This window comes from Bacillus sp. SD088 (genome assembly GCF_017355205.1).
Taxonomy (GTDB): Bacteria; Bacillota; Bacilli; order Bacillales; family Bacillaceae_C; genus Lederbergia.
In genome coordinates, this window is record NZ_JADIJK010000009.1 from 21,528 (window position 1) to 42,348 (window position 20,821).

Genomic DNA, 20,821 nt, shown 5'->3' on the forward strand with positions numbered 1-20,821 from the left:
AATCCCCCCTCCATATCACTTGGATGATAGATCAGAACATATAAACAGTGTCTTCCCCCTTTCTAAACCAGGAAATGTGCCAATCCAAGGAAGGCTATTCCTTTAATGAGCCAATCATCACACCTTTAACAAAATGTTTTTGAACAAAAGGATAAATGACAAGGACTGGAATAGAAGCCACTACGATTAAGGAGTATTTTAAAAGTTCCCGCAAACCGGAAATCGCAGCCTGTGATTCTACATCCATAAACATTTCAGGATCCACTTCGTTTTGAACAAGAATATTGTTTAAAACTAATTGCAAAGGAAAATAATCTTGATCTCGCAAATAAATTAATGCGTTGAAAAAAGCATTCCAGTGACCAACAGCATAAAACAATCCCATCACAGCAATAATCGGCCCTGATAATGGAAGTACAATTCTTGCTAAAAACCTGAAATCGCTACAGCCATCCATTTTAGCTGCCTCATGTAATTCATCTGGAATCGTCATTTTAAAGTATGTTCTCGTTATAATCACATTAAATACAGACATTGCATTCGGAATGATCATTGCCCAACGGGTATTCAACATCCCTAATTCTTTAACAAGCAGATAATTAGGAATCAACCCGCCACTGAAAAGCATGGTGAATAAAAATAAAAGCATGAAGAAATTGCGACCATAGAAATCCTTCCTTGATAATGGATAAGCTGCCAGTATGGTTAAGGAGATATTAATGAGTGTACCGGCTATCATATAAAATAATGAGTTTCCATATCCCGTCCAAATTTGTTTATAAGCAAAAACAGCTTTATAGCCTTCGAGACTAAAATTAACTGGCCATAGCCACACCTCACCCGCTGTCACGGCATCTGAAGAACTAAAGGATGAACTCACGATATAGATCAGAGGGTAAAGAAACACAATCAGCAAAATGCTTAAAATCACATGGTTTATTATCGAGAAAATTTTATCAACTCTTGTATCATTGACCCTATTAACATTCACTATGATCACTTCTTTCCCTTTGATTCATCACCATAGACTTTCCTGTCCTATTTTTTTCGAAAACCTATTAACAGAATAGATTAGAATAAGACCAATAATTGATTTAAATAATCCGATCGCAGCTGCGTAGGAATAATTGGGTACAGCCGACACAAGGCCCACTTTATATACATACGTATCAATAATTTCAGAGCTTCTTAAATTCAGAGGATTCTGTAATAATAAGGCCTTTTCAAAGCCGATATTTAAGATGTTTCCCATATCAAGAATCAGCAAAATAATTGTTATCGGTAATATACCGGGAATATCTATATGCCATATTCTTTGTAATTTCGAGGCTCCATCGATAATCGCTGCTTCATGGAGGGCTGGACTGACACTTGAGAGGGCAGCTAAATAGATAATGCAGCCAAAACCAACACTTTGCCATATCCCTGACCAAACATAGATTGATTTAAAATATCCTGCATTTCCCATGAAATGAATCGGTTCCATTCCCATCATGGTAAGTAAACTATTAATCGGCCCTTGTGGTTCTAAGAACACAAGGATAATTCCAACCATTACAACAACTGAAATGAAGTGAGGGGCGTAAGAAATCATCTGCACGGTCTTTTTGAAGTGTTTTTTGTTTACATAATTTAAACTTAATGCAAGCAATATAGGAAAAGGAAAACTCGCGATTAATTGGTAAAAACTTAAAATAAGCGTATTTTTAATAACTCGCCAAAATTCGTGAGACTTAAAAAAACGTTCAAAATGATCAAAACCAATCCAATTACTTCCTAAAATGCCCTGAACAGGATTAAAATTTTTAAAAGCGATAGTCGCGCCATACATGGGGATATAATGAAAGACAATAATATAGAGAAGTGGAAGAAAAAATAAAACATACAGTTGCCAGCTATTTTTCATTTCCTGTATGGGTGAAGTCTTTTTTATTTTTTTAAGCGCAATACCCCCCTTTGATTTTTCCGCTAGTACTATGTTTCTCATGTGAAACCCTCCTTTAGAGTAAAATGCAATCAGATTTCTAGAAATAATAGCAATAGTCAATATATTATTATCGCTTACATTTATAATGAAAGATGAGGCTGGGACAAAAGTGTTTTCACTAAAGAAAAAATCGAACTACTAGCGCGTATAAAACGCGCTCCGGAACTATACTTCGCTTTCCGCAGGCGGGTGGCAAGCCTCCTCAGGCTTTGAGCTTTGTCTTTTGGAGTCTTGGCTAACTCTTACTTCCCGCAGTATATTTCTTCCGTTAAAATAATGTGTTGTTCGTTTTCTGAGCTTAACATTTTAGTTTTGTCCCAGCCTCATCATTTCAGCTAGTTTCATACCTGTTCATTTTTTCACTCTTACAAAGCAAGATACATTTAAAATAAATGCCTTGTTTTATATACGTTAGCGCATACACAAGGCGGTAGTTTCACACGGTTGACATGATATGTTATCGGTAATGTTACTTTAACATCGACAAAAATAATTGTCAATAGTTTTTCGAATTATCTAGATACTAATACAAAACTTCAAACAGTGGTGATTTTTCATCCCCACTGATTAAAGAAAACTTGAGACTAAGTTGACGAAGTCTTTGCGAACAATATTTTAGTTTTTATTCATCTCTTCTTCTACCTTTGTTTGATAAGTTTCTTCCATCCGTCTTAACACCGTAGTCGGATCATCACCAGATTCAATAAATTCCACGGCAATATCACTATAAAAATCGTTCGGGTTGACTTGAATATCTGGCCCCCATTTTGAATAAACGGGAGGTTCCGCTGGGGGAACGGACAAAACACCTTCGATATTAAAGTCATGATCTGGAAATGCTTCACTTAAAAATTGATTCATAACAGTTAGATCTTTTAAAGGTGAAATTCTCCCTACACTTGCGTTTTTCGTTTGTTTTTCTACAGATGTTAAGTAATCAATGACCTTAAATGCTGCAAGCTTATTCTCACTATGCTTGCTGATTGCTAAAGTCTGGCCAATAAATTTATACGGTGCTGAATTTGGCTTATCCTTCCAAACTGGGAAACTAACCATCCCAAAATCAATTCCTGCTTCTACAAAGCTTGATATATTCGTTAAATGATGCATTGTCATTGCGACGTCTTGATTTACGAAAGTAGACTCCATTCCTTGCTCAAAATTTCCGGGTATGGAAGTAATCTGATCGATTAAATCTAAATATCTTGTAAATTCCTCTTTTTGTGTAAACAAAACTTCACCTGTTTCTGGGTCTGTTCCATTGACAGATAATTGGCTTAGTGGGAAAGAATAGTACCATGATGAGCCAAATGTTAACCCACGATAAGTTGTTCCTCCCTTCTCTCCCGTTACCTCTCTAGCAAGATCAATCACTTCATCCCATGTCATATTATCTTCTGGATAATCCAATCCAAATTGATCAAAAATAGATTTGTTATAATAGAGAACAGGTACAAGATCCTCAAACGGCAGGCCATAAAGTTTATCTTCCCCGTAAGGATCGCGAGCACGAGCTATATCAATAAGTCCCTCTCTAAATCGGTCTAAATCATACTGATTTTGTTCAACAAGATCATCCAAAGGATAAGCGACATCGAATTCTTTTAAAACTTCATAGCCATTATGTGCTAACACAATATCTGGATTCATATTTTTAGAAAAAGTTTCTTCAAGTCCTGTGGCGTCTACTGTTTGATCAATCAGTTCCAATGTAATATTCGGAAAATGTTCTTCAACATCATCTTTAATATACTCTGCAAACATTTCATCATCCCAGGGAAGCATAACGGATAATGTTATCGGGGCATCTGGCATTTCCGGAACTTCGGTTTGATCATTTGTTGTCTCAGCATCTTTTTGGACAGTTTCTTTTGTGTCATTATGACAAGCTGACATCATTACCAGCAAAACAAGCATAAAAATCATCAACACAAACTTCTTTTGAACCAACATCATTGATAACCCCCATAAATCAGAATGTTTTTATTCATTCTCTTTTCTATCAAGATGTTTTTCTAGAAGTTTACCACCCCTATGATTTGAAGAGAGAAAACAAATTCATTTATTGCTTAGAAATCGGTACTAATTTGATAGAGCGCAACTTAACTGCTTCGGCTTGCCAAATTTCCGTGCCAATTGATTTTTCTCGTATTTTATTACTTGTTAACGTTAAAGGAAAATTTCCAGTTTCGACAATATCAATACACCCAAGCACAGAATGAACCTCGCTATATGGATATTGACATGCTGGCGAATCTATTATTAGTTGATCTTCCTGAGGAATCCCTTTAAGCTCTTGGCCAGCTATTTCTACCTTCACCTCCTCATTATAATGCTCTTCCCAAACGGTATTTGTTTTTTTAAAATTCACCAAAACTACATTAAAAGTGCCAGGCTGTGTGATTTTAAAATCCCATTTCGCCGTTTTCTCATTCATTTCTACAGCGGTCTCCGCATGGACTAAATCAAGATTGACTGAACCAGATACTTGTTGCATAAATTGCTCATCCACTTGGGCATTTCCATCTAATTCAAGTACGATAATGGAAATATATTGGTCAGAAGCGATCTTTGGTAAATTGATCTCAAAGATATGATGATCCAGAGATTCTGTATATGATTGCGTGATGGACAAATTCTCCTTTTCTTGATCTGCCAATAAATACGCTCGCAGCACCTTGTTTTTTAAGCCAAACAACTTGAGGTGACCTGTCCATTTTTCATTGTTGACATGAAGATACATTCTTTTTGGCTTGATTGTGACAGCTCCCCATTCAAGTTCATACGAAAATGGACTGGCATTTGTACCATATATTGCTTCTCCATTGCGCTCGATCCATTCTCCAGCTTGTTCTAATACTTCCACCGATTTTCCCGGAATCACACCCTCAGCAGATGGACCTACATTTAATAGCAGATTCCCTCCTTTACTGACAATATTCACCATCTTGCGGATAATGGATTCAGGTGTTTTCCACACCTGGTCTTTATCACTATATCCCCATGATTGATTTAAGGTCATCGGTGTTTCCCATGGCCCCGAATCTTCTCCATACATGGGAATTTCATTATCTCCTTTTGATTGATAATCTCCTATATTCGGCCAGTGGCTAACTCTACTGTTCACTAGGCAATTCGGTTGATACTGATGAACAAATTCCACCAATTCTTTACTATCTTTTTTAGATAAGCCACCTGCCGTATCAAACCATAATAAGCCAATATCCCCATATTGTGTCAATAATTCTTTAATTTGCGGCTTCGCAAGATTATGCCAATAGTTATAGAACGCTTTTTCCTCAAGTTTATAATCCCATGTGTTGTTATAGTATTCGTGCACAGAATGAGGATGATGCCAATCAATCACATGAGAATAATAGAAGCATATCTTTATTCCTTGTTTTTGACATTCCTCAGCTAGCTCCTTCATCGGATCACGTCCAAATGGAGTAGCGTCCACAATATTGAATTTTTCTACTTGTGAATGATACATCGCAAAACCATCATGATGCTTTGCTGTAACGACGATATATTTCATCCCAGCCCGTTTTGCTGCACCCACCCATTCTTTTGCATTAAATTCCCTGGGATTGAACTCTGTAGCAAACTGTTCATATTCTTTTACAGGAATTTTGGATGCTGCCATCACCCATTCACCTTTTGCCAAGGTTGCATATAGCCCCCAGTGGATGAACATCCCAAACTTGTCCTCTTTCCACCATTTCAAACGTTCCGTTTCTTTTGTTTGCTCTTTTATTAACATCCTGAACCTCCAAATCTAATTATTCATGGCCTCTTTAATTGCGATATCAGATTCTTCCTTCAGTATCCGCAGAAATTCGTTTGTGTCCATATTTCCTTCTGCTAATTTTTCCAAGCTTCCAGCAAGGTCAACATAATCATCCCACTTACTAATTTGTTCAGGTGGCATCGCTCCTTCGTAATTCCAAAATGCTTTCATATTCTTCCCTTCATAAATCGGATAGTTTTCATGTGCTTCACTGAATTCACTGTTAGGATGTGTAAGTGGATCCATATTGTCTACTGTGGAAATAGCCAACATCACCTGAAAACCCGCGTCTTTATTCTCACTATATTTGTTGAGTACATATGGATGAGCCCATAATGATGGACCCGGCCCTCCCTCTTCCCATACTGGAATAGGTGCTACATCAATCATTGTCGCTTCTTCAGGAACTCCCCCTAATCCCCATCTAAAATAACCTGGCCACGAAATCGCCATCGCTGCATTTTTTTGACCGAATTTATCTGTTTCTCTTGCCTCTTTAGCAGGATCGTAAAGTCCGGGGATGTTATAGATTTGCTTCATAAGCTCCAAATACTGTTTCACCTCAGGAGATTCATCCATCAAAACCTCCCCTGTCTCTGGATCTGTCCAATTAATTCCGAATTCTTTTAATGGAACAGTAGCTTCATAGGTTGTGAGTCCTGAGCCCATTTCCAATCCGCGATACTGAACGCCATTTCTCTCTCCAGTCAGCTTGGCGGCAAGGTCATGGACTTCAGCCCAAGTCATTGGTTTTTCTGGATCTGGATAAGGCTCCCCAAACAGATCAAAAATTTCTTTATTGTAAAATAAACCAAGCCTGTCAACAACTGTCGGCATACCGATTAAACGACCTTCCCCATCAGGGTCCATTGCACGGTATGTAGCAATTACGCTATCATCAAATGCATCTAAATCTACATCATATTTTTGTACAAACTCATCGACTGGTTCCAACATATCCAACTCAACAAGTGGCTCAATTCCCCAATTGGCAAAAATAATATCCGGAACAATTCCTTTCGCATTCATTTCCTGAAGCGGTTCTAATTGAGCAGCCTCACATACACATTCAATTGTAATGTTTTTTGGAATTTCGTCTTTATATGGTTTGACGATTTGGTCTTCAAATGCATCTTCCCCCCACGGATACAGGACTTTTACCGTAGTTGGCTCCCCTTCTTCATCCCAAACCTCTGTAACAACTTCCTCTTTTTCTTCTTTCTTCTCCTGTTGAGCCCCTGATTTATCAGAACTACTGCAAGCAGAAAGGATCATACCTATACTAAAAATAAATAATACACATAAAATAAACTTTCTTTTCATCACTTGTCCTCCTTAGTTATCTATAGCTGTATTTGTATTCGACTTATTCGTATTTTATAGAAAGGAGATTTTCACCTCCTTTCCATTAATCTTCTTCCTTCAAGAAAATCTCAACGACTGGAATCGCAATGTCAGGCTTATGAATTGGCAGCTCCAATGTGACAGATCCCGGTGTAATTCTCGTTGTCATATGTGTCACCTCTTCACTAGGATCATGTTCTTTATATTTAACCTCTGATGCATCATGCAACAATTGAGCATACTCTATTTTTCCAGCTAGACCCTCTAAATGGATGTGTCTAAATGGCCAAGAGAAGATATGCAAATACAAACGATTACCTTTTTGTGTATAGCGACAATCCACGGGAGCAACAAGTTCACTTGCGTTTGCCCCATAGATAGAACGCGAATGCACTCGCATCCACTCGCCAATTTCATTTAGGGTATCAACAGATCTTTGTTCAAATTCTCCACGCCCATTGGGCCCCACATTAAGCAGGAGATTGCCTCCTTTCGAAACACTATCAATCAGCATTTTAATCAGCATTTCAGGTGACTTCCAATCTAAATTATCTCGGTCATACCCCCAACTACCATTGAGTGTTTGACAAGCCTCCCAAATAATTGGTTGATCATTCTCTACAAGTGGCCCATTTGGTTGATATTGTTCGGGTGTTTTTACTCCGCGCCCTAAATCAAGTCGATCATTAAGAATAATATCTGGTTGCAATTCGAAGATCATTTTTTCTAATTCTTCGGCCTTCCAATCGTTCGCACCCTTTCCTTTTGACCAGCCCCAATCAGCATTCGGATAAGAAAAATCAAACCAAAGATAATCAATCTTTCCATAATTCGTTAATAATTCACGTACTTGCCCATGTAGATATTCAACATAATTTTCCATCTTGCGATTAGCGGCTTCTTTTTTAAATGCTTCATCATCTCGCTGTGGATGTAAACCATCAATAGGAAACTCTGGATGATGCCAGTCAATAACAGAATGATAGAAACCTACTTTTAATCCTTCTTCTCTAAAAGCATTGACCATTTCTAATAACAGATCACGTTTCGCTAGTGTATTTGTCACCTTATAATTTGTTAGTTTGGAATCCCAAAGGGCAAATCCTTCGTGATGTTTTGTTGTAATCACAAAGTATTTCATGCCAGCATTTTTAGCCACCTCCGCCCATTTTTTCGGATTATATAAATCAGGTTCAAAAAATTTAAAATATTTATTGTACGTATCTGGGTGAATTTTCTCTCGATTCATGACCCATTCATGACGTGCGGCACTGGAGTACAGTCCCCAGTGAATAAATAATCCAAAACGATCATGAATGAACCATTCTGGATTCCCGTAATGAGTTGGCCAATTTTTGTGTTCAGAGGCGTAAATACCCTGTGTATTCATAATATTATCTCCCTCGCATTCTTTTAATCTAATCTGCCTATTTGTCGGATTCTCCTTTAAAACAAACAATTGTTTAATACTTATTGTTTGCTAATATTCGTGTAAAAAGAAAGGGCAAGCTTGGATGCTTTCCATTAACATCAGATCCCTCATTCTAGTCACCTCCCTCTATTATTACCGAGGATATTTTAGAAAGGTATAGCTCGCAATATATGATCGGTATTCTGATTGCATCATGATATTCACTAACTGTTCACGTCGTCATTACCAATTGCTCGTTTATACGAACACCCATCTACAATGGCTTTATTGTGTAGTTAGCTTAAATACATCAACAATAGGGGATTCATTACTTTGCTTATTATTAAGTATTCTTATAGTTAAACCGTCATCTGAAGTATCAAAAGGAATATTTTCTTCTTCACCGACTATATCAATTTGTTGAACTTCTTCTTTAAAAGGTATTGTTAAGTACTTTTCCCTTTGTTCATCTGCCCGATAAAGTCTAAAACAATAAACGGCATCTTCCCTTTTCGTAAAAGCAAATTTTCCTGTGAAATAAGGGGCACAAATTCTTGTTTTATAAATTGCCTCCCCATATTTATCAAGCCATTTTCCTAAATCTTTCATTCGTTCAATTGCTTCTATTGGTAACCTGCCATCTGGTTGTGGTGATACATTAAGCGCTAAATTCCCACCTTTGGCAACGACTTCTATTAATATATGAATAATCTCCTGCAATGACTTATAGTGATCATCATATCGATAACAAAAGGTTTTACCAATCGTGATACAGCTTTCCCAAGGTACATCAAGCGCATGTTCTGGTATCGTTTGTTCTGGTGTAAGATAGTTTTCAAAGTCACCGCCAATGGTTCGATCAGCTACAATCAAATCAGGCTTTATTTTTCGCGCTTTCCCAACAACCTCCCCAAGCTTAATATTCTGTTTTCCCCCATTCACTTGTCCACCATCTAACCACAGTATATCAATCGATCCATAATTAGAAACTAATTCTAGCATTTGTTCATGTGTGAACTCAGTAAACTTTTCCCATAACCATGGGTACTCTTCTGGGTCATAGGAGGGATTACGATCCGTAAAGCTACCTCTTTCCATCCCAGGCGCCCAGTAATATGGTGAATGCCAATCTGGTTTTGAAAAATAGGCTGCAATCCCTAAACCTTTTTCACGAAAAGCATTAAACACATTTTTCGTAATGTCTGCATATTTATGGGTATGAAACGGACAATCCTTTGCGGTAATACGATAATCCGTTGTTTTTGTATCCCACAAGCAGAATCCATCATGATGTTTGGTTGTGAAAATCAAATATTTAAATCCGTTTTTCGCAGCTAAATCAGCCCATACATCCGGTTGAAAACGAATAGGATTAAAAGTTTTATTTAAATCAATGTATTGGCGTTTAAACTCTTCATCATCGTCCGTCCAATCGACCGTTTCTCGCGACCATTCTTTATCATCATCACTAAGTGGCCAGGACATTCCTACCCCAAGTTGTGAATTCGGACCCCAATGGATCATTAGAGCTAATTTTTGGTCCTTAAACCACTCCAATCTCTCTAATAATAAAGGGTCTTTTGGTTTTACCCAATTTTTTGCTGCACTGTATTTATGCACACCATGCTCAATCATGTCCACTTTTTCATAGGTCTTAACCATTATTTCATCTCCTTCCTTTATGATGATTTGATGATACCGCTTACAAATAGTTTTTAGAATATCGGATGATAAGCATCACCCGATATCCTCCCTTAAACCTCTCCCCAGAAACGTTTTAGATTCTCCATCCCTATTTTGGAAGCTTCTCTACATTCTTCCATCCCTTCAAACTCAAGGGTGATGTTGCCATCATAACCTGAATCCTTGATTAGTTTTACAATTTGACGTATATTCACATCTCCTTGCCCAACAATCGAACCTCTTAAATAGTTGCCATTCGCTGATGTAAACCATTTACCACCGCCAGGATTTTCATAATAAGGGCGAATATAAAAATCTTTAAAATGGACAAGAGAAGCAAATGGTAAATTTTTCTTTACCCCTACAATCGGGTCTTCATCTACGCAAAGGAAGTTTCCGACATCAACCGTTGTTTTAAAATTTGGTCGATCTACCTCTAATACAACCCTTTGCACCCGGTCACTATGTTGCACACATTGTCCATGATTCTCAATGGTTGTCGTAATACCAAATTGTGCGGCATAATCTGCAATTTGCCGACTGCCTTCTACCATAGAATGTAGGTTTTTCTCAAACCATTCAATTGTGATTTTTTCTGGTGGTAAAGTAAACGCTGTTACATCATGTCGCATATGCTTGATCCCCATTCGATGCAGCAAGTCCACATGCTCCTTAATTCTAGCTACCTCTTGATTAAACTCTGCTTCTGTTTCTTGGACAAAGTTGGCTGGCATCGAATAATTCGATATCTCAATGCCCACTTCTTTTGCTTTATCACGTACAGCATCAGCGAGTTCGAGATTATCAACTAGGGTAAAGCCATATGGAACGATTTCCATATGTTCTCCTCCGTTATCTGCAATCCATTGGACAACATCTAATACCGTCATTTCTCCTTTATTAATCGCACCCAACAAACTATATGTACTTAAACCTATCTTCATATTGAACAATCCTTTCAATTCCTTTTATTCGTACAATTCCAGCTCAATCACGGTATCATTGTCATCTGGCAAACGTGCGCCCGACAAAGTAATAAAAGCACCGGATTCATCGGAATAGCGCTCCGCCATCCATGGTGTCATGACTTTTAACTCTGATCCATCCGCTAGCAATCTCGCTTTTTTTATTCTATCTTTTAGACCTGCGAAGTAAATCGGACCAATCCCTCGATCATAAACGTGGGCATATAATGTATTGCCTTTTTGCGTATAGCGCCCCCATTCTGGCTTTGGCAAATCAGCTGCTTTACATCCATAGATGCTTGCACCGTTTCGATCCATCCACTGCCCAACTTCTGCTAAAATATCAATGGACTCTTTTGGAACGATCCCTTTCGCATCTGGACCAACATTTAAAAGTAAATTCCCATTTTTACTGACACATTCCACAAGTGTGCGAATCACTTGTTTCGCTGATTTATAGTTTTTATCTTTTGCATGATAGCCCCAATGATCATTTAACGTAATGCAAGCTTCCCAAGGAACCTGCTCACCTGCTTCATTTAATATGCCTTGAGGAGGAATGATTTGTTCTGGTGAGTAGAAATCACCAGCGTACACCTCCGGATTAGCTGACATAATGTTGCCACCAAGTCTGTTATCAATGATAATTTCAGGTTGCACCCCCCTAATCATGTTGATTAATTTTGTTGCCTTCCATTTTTCTCCTGTCATATCATCATATGAAAAGTCAAACCACATCACATCGATTTTCCCGTAGTTGGTAAGCAATTCTTTTACTTGCCCATGCATATACTCAAGATAGCGATCAAAATCAACGGTCTTATTTTTAAAATCCTCATGATCTCTCATTGGATGCTGGCGATCACCGTAGGCTGGATAGTCCTCATGGTACCAATCAATGATAGAGTAATAAAATCCTATTTTTAAACCTTCTTCTCGAAAAGCCTCTACATATTCTCGCACTAAATCCCTTTTGGCCGGCGTGTTAGTGGATTTATAATCGGTCAATTGACTATCAAACAAGCAAAAACCATCATGATGCTTCGTTGTTAAAACAGCATATTTCTGTCCTGCTGCCTTTGCTGCTTTCGCCCACTCTTTCGGCTTATAGTGAGTTGGGTTGAATTCTTCAAAATACGATTGATAATCTTGATTACTCATCTTTTCAAAACTACGAACCCATTCTCCTCTAGCTGGAATCGCATACAATCCCCAATGGATGAATAGGCCAAAACGGTCTTCTAAAAACCACTTAGTTCTTTTAGCGCGATCATTCAATTCAGACACCCCATCCCGAAACATTTGATTGTTAGAAAGTGTTTTCAATTGGACTGCAACGAATTTGTTACCGGTAATATCAGGGTAACATCAAGACACATCCCTGTCAATTCGTTTATGGAAAGTCCATTTGATTTATTCGTTTCTTTTTTCCATAAAACGGATCACCCTACTCCCAACTTTTGCAATAACTATGAAAAATAAACAAGGCAAGACAGTTGATACCATTACGGCCATCAACTATTTTTTTGTCATATGGAGTAAAAAACACTGTTTATAGTGTGAATGCTGTACAGGGCCACTTTGATGTTCACGTCGATCTCTACTCCTACTAAAACTAACCTTTAAGTGACCCGGCAGACATTTGCATGAATGATTTATTGGCGAATACATAAACTATAAGAATAGGCAAAATGGAAATGCACGCCCCGGCTAACATTAAATGCATCTGTGCTGCATCTCCGGAAGATCCGTATCTGAGATTAGCGAGGCCAACCGTAAGGGGTTGCAATTCCGGTGTCGTCATCGTAAAAACGAGCGGTAAAATGTATTCATTCCAAGCTTGGCGGAACATAAATAGCCCCGCAACCCCTAATCCCGGTGTAATCAATGGTAGGATAATCCTCCAATAAATCTTAAAATAACCACAACCGTCAATCATGGCGGCTTCATCCAATTCTTTTGGCACTCCCCGGAAAAAACCGAGTAGAAGAAAAAATGTAGTAGCATGTCCGGCAATCAGAATAATAATCACTCCCCAAAGGGACTTGTTAAGACCAAGACTTACCATAATGTCGTACTGCGGTCGTAATACAACTGCACCAATTGAAATAAACATCGTTGCCGCCTGTATAAAGACGAACCATTTTTTTCCCGGGAAAGCTATTCGATCCACTGCGTAAGCAGCTAGTGATGCCACAATTAATGTCCCAATAGTAGACGCGATGCTGATATACACGCTGTTCCAAGTAAAGATCGAAAAATTAGCCTGCTGCCACGCTTCAATATAATTACTTAAATGCCATACTTTAGGGAGCAATGTTTCACCAAGGTTAATTTCCTTGTTAGTTTTGAATGAATTAAGAAAGGCTAATACAATTGGAAAGGTAGTGAATATTACCACCGATAACAAAAAAACCCAAAGTACGATAAATCCTATAATTCGATGAGGGGAAAATGAATATTTGGCTGTAAAAGCATTGGTTTTCTCGGTAGGCGCAATATTTTTTACACGCATCAAGCTACCCCTTTCGCTTTAATAAAGTTTATTCAATCGTTTGGAGACATAAAAATACAATACTGTTATGATCCCTACAATCACAGCTGTCATAAATCCGACGGCACTACCATACCCAAACTGCTGCTCTACGCCGGAACCGGTAGAAACAGGAAAAAACAGTTTATATACATACAAGAACATGACTTCTGTTTTTCCTATAGGACCGCCTTCAGTCAATACCATGATACTTTCATAACCTTTCAAGGAAATAATGATTGCATACATAATGACAATTTGAAGAACAGGACCTAACATCGGAATCGTGATGTACCAAAATTTTTGCAACTCATTTGCCCCGTCTAGCGCCGCGCTCTCATACACGTCATTCGGAATATTTTGTAATCCAGCCAGAAATAATAACATATAATTGCCTAATCCACCCCAAACCGCAATTAAAATAACGGTTAACATAGCAAATTTAGGACCTAGCCAGTCTATCGGTTCGGAAATAATGTGAAAATTTGTCAACAACTTATTCAACAACCCATTATAAGAATTAAAAATGATGAAGAAAATCACGGCCATTACGGCTGCACTAATAACGGTAGGCATAAAATAGATAGCTCGAAGCACTTGTCGGCCGCGGATGGCACGGTTTAAAATAACAGCAAGAATAAGTGCCAGTGGTAAGGTAAGGATAAGTTTTCCACCAGCATAAACAAACGTGTTCACAACAGAATCCCAGAAAAGCTTGTCATGGAATAATCGGGTGAAATTTTCGATGCCAATAAATATGGCTTCACCATACCCTTGATAATCGTAAAACATATACCGGATGGCCCAGACAATGGGGTATACAGCGAACACTAGTGTTAGAAACAGACTAGGAAAAATAAACAGATAACCAGTACTATAAAGCTTAAGTTTTTTCATTTAGTTTCCCCCATTGCTCAAAAATGGATAATCTGGTAGGGCTTGAATGCCACCCTACCAATTATTTCTGTTATTAATTATTTTATATTTAAAGGATCAAAATTTGGATCAGGTGAGAAGTTAATATTGCCATTTTCAATTTCCTTCTTCAAGGCATCATTATAACTTTTTGACAAATCATGGATGATGTCATCTAAATTTCCGCCTTCTAAGATATATTCCCAAAAGGCATCCGCATACTTCCTACCTTCAAGCGATCCATCGACGTTCGGTTTTATTGGCCAAATTGCATCATCTGTTGTCGGTGCGAAGCTCTCATAATTATAGACATCCGGTTCCTCCATTTTATCCACAACTGCTTGCAATACTGGCAAGCCAAGACCTGTTTCTGCATATTTAATTAGATTTTCCTCGCTATACATATAGTTAAGAAACTTCCACGCTGCGTCTTTCTTCTCTTGATCCGATTGACTACTAATAGCTAACCATTGACCACCGTTCATGCCATTTTTCCCTTTGACTTCACCATTAATTGTTGGGACTGGAGCTGCTTTCCAATCGATATCAGTCGGAAACTGATTTTCATAAACACCCATTTCTGCAGAATACGATAGATACATACCAATTTTACCTTCTGCGAACTGGGCGCGTAACGGATCGATATCTAGTGATTCGACTCCAGGTAGCATACTTCCGTCATCGTACATTTGTTTAAACGCAGTGATGACTTCTTTATAACCAGCAAACTCATATTCTCCTGTTTTAAAATTAAATCCATCGACTCCATAGCCGCTCCGTTGTAAAATATTACGAACCGAACGTTCCATGGCACTGATAGGATTTTTGAAATTTAGTGCAAAACCATAAATTCCGTCCTTCTTGCCAACCTCTGTAATCCTTTTGGCTGCTTCTACCATTTCCGAAAGCGTTTCAGGAGGATTGTCAATGCCGGCCTGATTAAATAATTCTTGGTTGTACACAAGCCGTATAGTTGTACCATAATTTGGGAGGGTCACGATATTACCATTGTATACGTTTGCATTTTCTCTTAAAGTATCTTTGAAACGCTCTTTCATTTCATCAGACATATAATCATCCAACGGCTCGAAATACCCCTTTTTTGCCATATTAATGAAATCAAACTTTGGATTTAATATATCTGGCGCTTGATTACTACTAAAGGCAAGGTCAATGGATTGGACATAGTCTTCGGACATGATTTTCTGTGTAACCTCAATATTGTCTTCATTCGTTTGATTGAATTGCTCAATGAGACCTTTAATATATTCTGCATCATGACGATCGCCAGACCAATAAGTGATTTCTAACTTCTGCTCATTCGTACCTTCTTCATCTGACTTTTCATCTTTACTATTTCCATTGACATCGTTTCCACATGCCGCAATGGGAATGACAAGCAATAGACTCAGAAGAAAAGCAATTGTTCTTTTCATCATCTTACGATACCCCCAATGATTTATTTCTAGTCACCTTTAGAATAAACGTTTCTGTTCTAATAGGAAATGTTGTAAAACAACGGTCGAGGGATAATATTCAATGATGTTCGTTATTTTCATTCACTATTGGTATGGTTTTTTCCGTCTTTTGACGAAATTCAGAAGGTGTCAAACCAGTTGTTTTCTTAAAAACATCGCTAAAATACCTTCTCTCTTTATAACCAACGGCAGATGCAATTTCCTGAACCTGTTTGTTCTGTATGAGCATTTCTTTTGCTTTTTCAATCCGTTCTCTCGTTACATATTTATTAAAACTTACACCTGTCACCTTTTTGAATAGATGAGCAAAATAACTTTCACTTAGGTAAATCATCTTCGCACAGTGATTGACCGTTAAATCAGCAGACAAATTCTGCTGAATATAGGCAGTGACCCTTTCAATTACCATATATGTGTGTGATTTACTATGCTTTTGCACAAGTGCACAGCTTGTGCTACCTATCTTTTTAAGTAGCGTATATACATTTTGAAGTGACAGGTTTGTTTCGTTTTGTAATTCTTTGAGCATCTCCTCAAGCGGTTTGACTTGTTCGTAAGCTAGTTTTTCGGCTACACTACGAACCATCATGTTGGCAAGACCATATAAAAGAGGAACCAAGTACCTTGGATTTGGTAAAGAATCGGAGTGAGCTAATTCGTCTTGAATCTGCTCTAAGGTTTCTATCATTTTCGCCTTATCTCCTGTTTGCAATGCATATGCCAATTCCTTCGCCCGTTTAGATGGATACCTTGGTATGTGATGTTCAGTAAGTGAGATATCTTCATAACTTATAACAGAATTTCCACCTGTGTAAAAACGGTATTTTAGAGCGGTATGTGCCTGTTGGTATGATAATGACAGTTCTACAATTTGCTTCACCGGACAACCAATTCCGAAGGAGGGAGTAAACTTTGTAAAATTCGTTATATTTTTGCGACATTTATCCGCAAGTTCAGAGGACAAATTAGTCGAAAAGACATTGTAAATAATCACATAACGATCCAATGTTTCACGAAAAACTACAAATTTTGTATAATTTGCAATCGTTTCTTCCAAAACATTTTGAATAGCAAAGTGAGCCAGCTCAATTTCACCTACAGGCGAATCTATTTTGTGTTCTGTAAACTCTTCAATCGTAACCAACATAACAACAAAATCCTGTGGTTTTAGCTCTATATCAAAAAAATTCCATCTATTAGAAATGTTAACGTCTTCGTTACCACCACTTTGAACAAGAAGAGAAAGATATTCCTGACGAAGAAGGGGTATACTTTCTTTTTTCCTTTGCTCAAGCTTTTGTAGATGCATCAAATGACTCTTTTCATGTTCGACTGCGTTTTTCGCTTTCAGAACCACTTCCAGTATGTCTTCTAAAGAAAAAGGCTTTGTCACGAAATCGAAAGCCCCAAGACGAACGGCCCGCTGCGCGTACTCAAAGTCATCATAACCACTCATTAAGACAACTTTACATCTTGGCATTGATTTCCTCGTCTCCTCAGCAAGAGATAGTCCATCTAGTTTCGGCATGCGAATATCTGTTAGGATTATATCTGGAGAGAGACTTTTCACTATGCTTAGTCCCTCTTCACCGTTCAGGCACTTGCCAATTACTCGGATCCCATACCGCTCCCACGGAACTTGACTGGCAATTCCATCCACTACACTTTTAATATCATCTATAACCAATAAACGAATCATTTCACCCTTCATCTTTTTTGGCCTCCATCCACGGAAACGATAATTTCACAGTTGTTCCCAACCCTGGAGTACTTTCCGGTTTCATCTCCGCTTTATTCTCGTAATACAACTGGATCCTCTGAAATATGTTGTACAAAGCAAAGCCTTTATGAGCGTCGTTTTCTTGTTCTATATTCCGTTGAACCATTTCTGTATCCATTCCCACCCCATTGTCAGATACAGTAATACACATCCAATCATTTTTCCTACTAAGACGGATCTCGATAAAACCGCCTTCACGTTTGTCCTTAAAACCGTGATTAATTGAATTTTCCACTAGCGGCTGAAGTATCAATTTTAATATTGGTTGGTCTCGAATCGCCGATTCCTCATCAACATCTATCCGATATGTAAATAAGTTTTCGTAACATTTCTGCTGAATGTTTAAATACTGCGTGACATGCGCTATTTCTTTTTCCACAGTAGTAATTTCTTTTCCGCTATTTAATCCCAACCTAAACATACGTGACAGAGCCATTACCATTTCCTGTACATCTTTTTCTTTATGAAGCGTTGACTTCCAATAGATCGTATTCAACGTATTGTACAAAAAGTGGGGCACGATTTGGACCTGTAACGCCTTGATTTCTGCTCTGTATTTTTCCTTTTCAGCATTTTTCACATGACGAATAAGCTGACGGATTTGTTCCATCATTTGGTTGAATTGCAACCCAACTTGTGTTACCTCATCATTGCTATCATTCGAGAAACGAACACTTAAATCATTTTGGCCAGCACGCTTCATAAGGCTTTGTAGCTGGATAAGTGGCCTCATAAGAACTTTGATAAAGACATTGGAAATGATAATGGCAAGAATGATTGCCCCTAGAGTAACTGCCGTTGTCGTCCATTTAATGGTTCTAGCTTGTTCAAGTAATTTATGTTTTGGCTTCACACTAATGAGTGTCCATTTATCATTGACTTTCGATTTTGCAAAGTTTACCAAGTAATGTTTTCCCTTATGGTCATACTCAAAGGATCTTTCGTCTCCTGTTTTAATATGATCAATAAAGTCAGAGAGGTGGATAAGCTGATTATACTGAAAGGGACTATGTGGGAAAATAGGGTTCCCTTTCTCATTTACCACAGTGACACCGTCTTGTGATTCGTTAATATTGCTGATTACAAAACGATTAAGTTTGTCTGCCTTAATATTTAACACTATGTAGCAATCTTCTATATCTACTCGGTCCCCAATAGCAGGTAATACAAACGATACCACTGAATTCCCCCTGAAAAAAAAGGGATCTTTGTGCCCTTCTATCCAAATAGCATGTTTATTCTTTTGAAGCCGTTTATAGATATTTGTTTCTTTAAACTCTGTACCCGTCCGTGCATCATCAGCTAAATAAAAGTCCCCAATCGGGGTCACAAGCAGAATAGATTCTAATAATTCATCATTCAAAGTTAGCTGTGTGAATACTGTTTGTAATCCAGAATAGTGAATAGAATAACGAGAATTATCTTTAATAGCCACATCTTTCATTAAATCTTTGTAAGAATCGCTAACAAAAAGTAGCATTAAAGATTTTGGAAATTGCTTCAATTTTTCATCCAAGGCTTGGGATGATTTATTAAGCATTTCTTGGTTCATTTTAAGAGCATTGTCTTGCAACAAATCAGCTGTTATATAGTATGTAATCCACCCCGTAAAAGAAACTGAAATTGTAACGAGAATAATGAAAGCTAGACGAAGCTTACTTCTAAATGTCAGCTTTTTATAAAAACGATTCAATATCCTAACCTCCTTGACTTGGGGTGATCGTCCTAAAATTTTCATAACTCTATACTGACACACGATCTTAACTGTTTTCTAAATCTAGCTATATTTACTTACCATTCTTTTAATCTCATAGAATCACTCTATCAAAAAAAGGGTGAAATAAATTTCACCCAGTAGGAAGGTTCCATTAGACAATGATTATGATTATATGCTGGTATTTTGAAAGGTTCTAGTACTTTTTAAGGTTCATTTACCCCAGTTAAAATGTTTGCCAATCACTCCTTAACATCATTCCTCCACCCTGAGTATGGCATCAATCGTTTAGTTTTCACCTCCCACTTTTCCAAATAAAATTCGGTAATCCCCTCTAATATTCTTTTTTTAAAATTGTCGATTCAAATTAGTAACCATCCTTTTTAATACTTCTACATCGTCCATAAACTGCTCTACCTTATTTTCTCTGACAAACTCCATTAAAAGGTAGCGCTCCCCCTTCACCCGTTTTAAAGCATTTAAATACTTCTCCCACATGATTACACCTGAAGAGAATGGTAGTCGGTTGGTATTTTCCCAATAGAAAACATGAACATGCGATAGCCAAGGGCTAACACTTTCAATGCTATCTATCCTCTTCTGAACAGACTCATTGACGGCAGGTTGCCAGTATAAAAAGACGTTTTGGTGATTAATTTCTTCCATTAGCTGTGTAGCACTCTCAGCCGTATCAGTAAGCGTCCCTCGGTGGTATTCAAAATGGATGCTTATCATTTTATTTTTTGCTAACTCAGCGATTCTTTTGGCATCGTCCACTACCTTTTTTCTATCCTGTTCACTTGCTTCGCGCGATCCTACCCGGCCGGCCCATACTCGAATTGATGGAGCTGTTAATGCTATGGCTGTTTCTAATACTTTCGCAAAAGATTCTTGTCCGTCTTCCTCATAGCCCACCCGGTAATAAGATCCGTAAGACGCAACTTGTAGGTTAGCTTGTTTTGTTAAATAAGCGACTTGAGTGGCACCTTCCACATTTCCCGGTGGTACATGTATATCTCCTCCCCATTCAATACCACTGATGCCTGCCTTTTTTGATATATCAATCACTTCAGCAACTGACAATTGCCTGAAGGTTATCGAACATAAACCTACCTTAAACATCGCTTCCCTCCATTCTAAGAACGGTGTCATATCCTTATTAACCTTCTCTTTTTATATAAATCTATTGCTATTATAAGTTTTAAAAAATATAAAACCGCT

Annotated in this window: 15 protein-coding genes; all 15 read right to left on the minus strand. The window is 37.9% G+C overall.

Features of this window, described 5'->3' with window-relative positions; genetic code table 11:
• Positions 1–94: 94 nt before the first annotated feature.
• Positions 95–991 carry a carbohydrate ABC transporter permease gene (locus IPU53_RS09615; RefSeq protein WP_396019936.1) on the minus strand — a complete coding sequence of 299 codons (897 nt, stop codon included), beginning with the start codon at positions 989–991 and terminating at the stop codon, positions 95–97.
• Positions 992–1,018: 27 nt separating this feature from the next.
• Complete coding sequence (locus IPU53_RS09620) at positions 1,019–1,987, minus strand: ABC transporter permease (RefSeq protein ID WP_207450214.1); 969 nt, start codon at positions 1,985–1,987, stop codon at positions 1,019–1,021.
• Between the two features lie 615 nt (positions 1,988–2,602).
• Positions 2,603–3,943 carry an ABC transporter substrate-binding protein gene (locus tag IPU53_RS09625; protein ID WP_207450216.1) on the minus strand — a complete coding sequence of 447 codons (1,341 nt, stop codon included), beginning with the start codon at positions 3,941–3,943 and terminating at the stop codon, positions 2,603–2,605.
• Between the two features lie 106 nt (positions 3,944–4,049).
• Positions 4,050–5,750: an alpha-L-fucosidase gene (locus IPU53_RS09630; RefSeq protein ID WP_207450218.1), complete on the minus strand. Its 1,701-nt coding sequence runs from the start codon at positions 5,748–5,750 to the stop codon at positions 4,050–4,052.
• A 15-nt stretch (positions 5,751–5,765) separates the two neighbouring features.
• On the minus strand, positions 5,766–7,100 hold the full coding sequence (locus tag IPU53_RS09635) for an ABC transporter substrate-binding protein (protein WP_207450220.1): 1,335 nt from the start codon (positions 7,098–7,100) through the stop codon (positions 5,766–5,768).
• Positions 7,101–7,185: 85 nt separating this feature from the next.
• Positions 7,186–8,511 (minus strand): alpha-L-fucosidase, encoded by a 1,326-nt coding sequence (locus tag IPU53_RS09640; RefSeq protein ID WP_207450221.1) that lies wholly within the window; start codon positions 8,509–8,511, stop codon positions 7,186–7,188.
• Positions 8,512–8,817: 306 nt separating this feature from the next.
• The gene (locus tag IPU53_RS09645) at positions 8,818–10,194 is read right to left on the minus strand and encodes an alpha-L-fucosidase (RefSeq protein WP_207450223.1); all 1,377 of its coding nucleotides are present in this window, start codon (positions 10,192–10,194) and stop codon (positions 8,818–8,820) included.
• A gap of 92 nt (positions 10,195–10,286) precedes the next feature.
• On the minus strand, positions 10,287–11,159 hold the full coding sequence (locus IPU53_RS09650; protein WP_207450225.1) for a sugar phosphate isomerase/epimerase family protein: 873 nt from the start codon (positions 11,157–11,159) through the stop codon (positions 10,287–10,289).
• Positions 11,160–11,183: 24 nt separating this feature from the next.
• Entirely contained in the window at positions 11,184–12,482 is a 1,299-nt protein-coding gene (locus IPU53_RS09655) for an alpha-L-fucosidase (protein WP_207450415.1), read from the minus strand.
• Positions 12,483–12,795: 313 nt separating this feature from the next.
• On the minus strand, positions 12,796–13,695 hold the full coding sequence (locus tag IPU53_RS09660) for a carbohydrate ABC transporter permease (RefSeq protein WP_242698202.1): 900 nt from the start codon (positions 13,693–13,695) through the stop codon (positions 12,796–12,798).
• An 18-nt stretch (positions 13,696–13,713) separates the two neighbouring features.
• The gene (locus tag IPU53_RS09665; protein ID WP_207450227.1) at positions 13,714–14,610 is read right to left on the minus strand and encodes a carbohydrate ABC transporter permease; all 897 of its coding nucleotides are present in this window, start codon (positions 14,608–14,610) and stop codon (positions 13,714–13,716) included.
• A 77-nt stretch (positions 14,611–14,687) separates the two neighbouring features.
• On the minus strand, positions 14,688–16,067 hold the full coding sequence (locus IPU53_RS09670; RefSeq protein ID WP_207450229.1) for an ABC transporter substrate-binding protein: 1,380 nt from the start codon (positions 16,065–16,067) through the stop codon (positions 14,688–14,690).
• 97 nt (positions 16,068–16,164) lie between these two features.
• On the minus strand, positions 16,165–17,817 hold the full coding sequence (locus IPU53_RS09675) for a response regulator transcription factor (protein ID WP_207450231.1): 1,653 nt from the start codon (positions 17,815–17,817) through the stop codon (positions 16,165–16,167).
• Positions 17,807–19,579: a cache domain-containing sensor histidine kinase gene (locus IPU53_RS09680; protein WP_207450232.1), complete on the minus strand. Its 1,773-nt coding sequence runs from the start codon at positions 19,577–19,579 to the stop codon at positions 17,807–17,809. The genes IPU53_RS09675 and IPU53_RS09680 overlap by 11 nt, the downstream gene beginning before the upstream one ends.
• A 369-nt stretch (positions 19,580–19,948) precedes the next feature.
• Positions 19,949–20,722 (minus strand): sugar phosphate isomerase/epimerase family protein, encoded by a 774-nt coding sequence (locus IPU53_RS09685; RefSeq protein ID WP_207450233.1) that lies wholly within the window; start codon positions 20,720–20,722, stop codon positions 19,949–19,951.
• Between the last annotated feature and the right edge of the window lie 99 nt (positions 20,723–20,821).